Below are 2,838 nucleotides of genomic sequence, written 5' to 3'. Positions count from 1 at the left end.
CATCGAGACCGGTGGCACCGCCGGCATCCAGTTCTCCTATGACCGGACCGAGTAACCCGCGGTCAACCCGACCGGCAGCTGCCGGTCGGGTCGCTGATGCAAGTGCAGCCCGACCGGCGCGAGGCCGGCGCATCAACCGCCAGCGGGCGCTGCCACCGGAGTGATGCGCCAGATCGTATTGGCCAGGTCATCGGCCACGATCACCGCGCCGCGCGGATCCAGCGACACCCCGACCGGACGGCCGCGGGTGCGGCCGTCATCGCCACGGAAACCACTGGCGAAATCGATCGGCGCACCGGCCGGGCGTCCGTCACGGAACGGCACGAACACCACCTTGTAACCGACCGGCGGATTGCGGTTCCAGCTGCCATGCTCACCGACGAACACACCGTCGGCAAACGCAGGCCCCATCGCCGCCGACGAGAACGTCACGCCCAGCGCGGCCACGTGCGAGCCCAGCGCATAATCCGGGGCGATGGCCGTGGCCACCTTCTGCGGGTTCTGCGGCATCACCCGCACATCCACGTTCTTGCCCCAGTAGCTGTAGGGCCAGCCGTAGAACGCGCCTTCGCGCACCGAGGTCAGGTAGTCCGGCACCAGGTTGGGGCCGATCTCATCGCGTTCGTTGACCACCGCCCACAGCACGCCCGTGCCCGGCTGCACGGTCAGCGCGGTGGGATTGCGCAGGCCCGTGGCATACACCTTGTGCGCGCCGGTCTGTGCATCCACCTGCCATACCTGTGCGCGGTCGATCTCCACGGCCATGCCACGTTCGGTGATGTTGCTGTTGGAGCCGATACCCACGTACAGGTGGCGCCCGTCGGCACTGGCCGCCAGCGATTTGGTCCAGTGGTGGTTGATCGCCGCCGGCAGGTCGGTGACCTTGCTCGGTGCGCCACTGGCCTTGGTCTGGCCCGGCTGGTAGGCAAAGCGCACCAGCGCGTCCTGGTTGGCCACATACAGCGCGTCGCCAATCAACGCCAGGCCGTATGGCGCATTGAGGTGGTCGGCAAACACGGTCTTGAGTTCGTACACGCCGTCGCCATCGGCGTCGCGCAGCAGGGTAAGGCGGTTGCCGCTCTTCACGGCGGTGTTGCCCTTGGACTTGATCCTGCCGGCAATCACGTCCTTGGGTTTCAGGTTCGGGGCGCTGCCGCCGCGACCTTCGGCCACCAGGATGTCGCCATTGGGCAGCACCAGCGTCTGTCGCGGAATGGCCAGCCCGGTGGCGATGGCCGAAATGCGGTAGCCCGCTGGCACCGTCGGCGTGCGATCGCCCCAGCTGGCCGGCTTGGCGATGGTCATGTCCGGCATCAGCGTGCGGTTGGGCGCGGGCAGTTCCGGGGTAGCGCCGTACTGTTCAAGCTCGGGCGCCTTGTTGCTGCACGCGGCCAGCGCGAGGGTCAGCACCGATACGGTGAGCATGGCGGTGGGTTGACGCTTCATCGTGCACCTCCCACGCGCAGGCTGGAGAACCCGACCCAGGTGGCCAGCAGGGCCAGTACCGTGACGATCACCGACAACACCAATGCCACCGGCATGATCGCCCAGGCATCACGGGCGTGATGCAGCGAGTTGAAGAAACCCACCCCCCAGGTAAGCACCAGCAGCCCGGTGTAGGCACGCGCGCGGCTGCCGCGGGCCAGGCCGACCAGCGCGCACAGCAGCGCGAGGGTGGTGATCACCATGGCGCCCAGCAGCAGCCAGGCCGCGAAGTTGCTCCACTGGATCTCGTAACTGCTCCAGTAGGCGTAATCGGACAGCAGCGCGCCCAGGAACAACGGCAGCACGCCGCCGAGCACCGCGGCGTGGAAAGGATGGAGGGCCCATGGGCGGGCCAGCGAGGCAGTCGAGTTCACGGCGGTCTCCAGGTGGACGAATGTCCGGACTCCACCGATGCTGCCAGCCCACGGTGATACGCCATGTGATGCACGGGGACCGCGCGGCGCGGATCGCGGGTTCCGCGCCGAAGGGATCAGGTGCGGGCGTCGGCCAGGGGCTGGTAGGAATCCTCAAAATCCAGGTAGTCCTCGTGCAGCCCGTCAACCCGCCGCCCGGTTGGCCCGTCGGGCCCGGTTTCCATCAGTTGCCAGCCGGGCAGGCGCGGGTCGTCGCTCATGCCGCCCTCATCGAGCACCATCACGAAGTGATTGCCCAGCGCCTTGGCATACGCGCGCAGCAGCGCATGCAGTGCCGTCGGGTCCACCGCGGCTCGCAGCGTCTGCAGGGTACCCTCCAGTTCGGGCTGCTCGTCGATGGCGTCGGACAGGACGTGCTCCACGTCGTCGGCCAATACGTGCACGTCGTGCAGCACGCGGAACCGGGCGAACTGCGCGATGTTCTCGGACAGCTCGCTGCTCACCCAGTCGCGCGGGGCAGTGCACCCCGCTGCCTGCATGGCCGCGGTGAGCTGGGCACGGCGTTCGGTCTTGTCGTCGGTTTCACGCATGTAAGTGACGTCCTTGGCATGTAGCGTGGGAGTGGACCGCCTATCCTAGCCAAGCGCTGCCGCAAATGCCTGCCTCACATGCCCGGCTCAGCGTGCGGCCGGGAAACCCGCCTCGGCCAGCGCCGCCACGAACACCCCTTCGCTCAGTGTGCTGTCCACCCGCACCTCGCGCGCCGTCGGGTCGGTCTCGATGCGCGCGTTGGGATCTACCTCCATCAGTGCCTTGGTCACCGAACGGGCACAGCCGCCGCAGGTCATGGTGGGAACAGTGAAACGGAACATGCAGGACGCCTCGTGGGGAAAGTGTCCGCTTACTGTCCGGCTTGACAGCATGGCAAGGTCAAGCGCTGCCGTGCACGCGGCAAGGCACGGTTCACTTTGCCGTGCGA

4 protein-coding genes are annotated in these 2,838 nt (G+C 67.6%); all 4 read right to left on the bottom strand.

The genetic code is table 11. The features are described from left to right. Positions 1-132: 132 nt before the first annotated feature. The 4 genes from DBR34_RS14505 to DBR34_RS14490 all read right to left on the bottom strand — a co-directional run bounded on the left by DBR34_RS14505 (position 133) and on the right by DBR34_RS14490 (position 2,731). Positions 133-1,446 carry a sorbosone dehydrogenase family protein gene (locus DBR34_RS14505; protein ID WP_128097317.1) on the bottom strand — a complete coding sequence of 438 codons (1,314 nt, stop codon included), beginning with the start codon at positions 1,444-1,446 and terminating at the stop codon, positions 133-135. Further along, complete coding sequence (locus DBR34_RS14500) at positions 1,443-1,859, bottom strand: DUF2231 domain-containing protein (RefSeq protein WP_128097316.1); 417 nt, start codon at positions 1,857-1,859, stop codon at positions 1,443-1,445. The genes DBR34_RS14505 and DBR34_RS14500 overlap by 4 nt, the downstream gene beginning before the upstream one ends. A gap of 116 nt (positions 1,860-1,975) precedes the next feature. Then, positions 1,976-2,449 carry a hypothetical protein gene (locus tag DBR34_RS14495; RefSeq protein WP_128097315.1) on the bottom strand — a complete coding sequence of 158 codons (474 nt, stop codon included), beginning with the start codon at positions 2,447-2,449 and terminating at the stop codon, positions 1,976-1,978. Positions 2,450-2,536: 87 nt separating this feature from the next. Then, the gene (locus DBR34_RS14490) at positions 2,537-2,731 is read right to left on the bottom strand and encodes a heavy-metal-associated domain-containing protein (protein WP_128097314.1); all 195 of its coding nucleotides are present in this window, start codon (positions 2,729-2,731) and stop codon (positions 2,537-2,539) included. Positions 2,732-2,838 lie beyond the last annotated feature (107 nt).

Source organism: Stenotrophomonas sp. HMWF003 (genome assembly GCF_003061285.1).
GTDB lineage: Bacteria > Pseudomonadota > Gammaproteobacteria > Xanthomonadales > Xanthomonadaceae > Stenotrophomonas > Stenotrophomonas maltophilia_AP.
The sequence above is the reverse complement of the archived record's forward strand: the minus strand, read 5'-3'. Positions and strand labels throughout refer to the sequence as shown.

Bases quoted from the DNA above. Each gene is read 5' to 3' on its own strand.
- DBR34_RS14505 (WP_128097317.1), bottom strand. From the start codon at position 1,446: ATGAAGCGTCAACCCACCGCCATGCTCACCGTATCGGTGCTGACCCTC.
- DBR34_RS14495 (WP_128097315.1), bottom strand. From the start codon at position 2,449: ATGCGTGAAACCGACGACAAGACCGAACGCCGTGCCCAGCTCACCGCG.
- DBR34_RS14490 (WP_128097314.1), bottom strand. From the start codon at position 2,731: ATGTTCCGTTTCACTGTTCCCACCATGACCTGCGGCGGCTGTGCCCGT.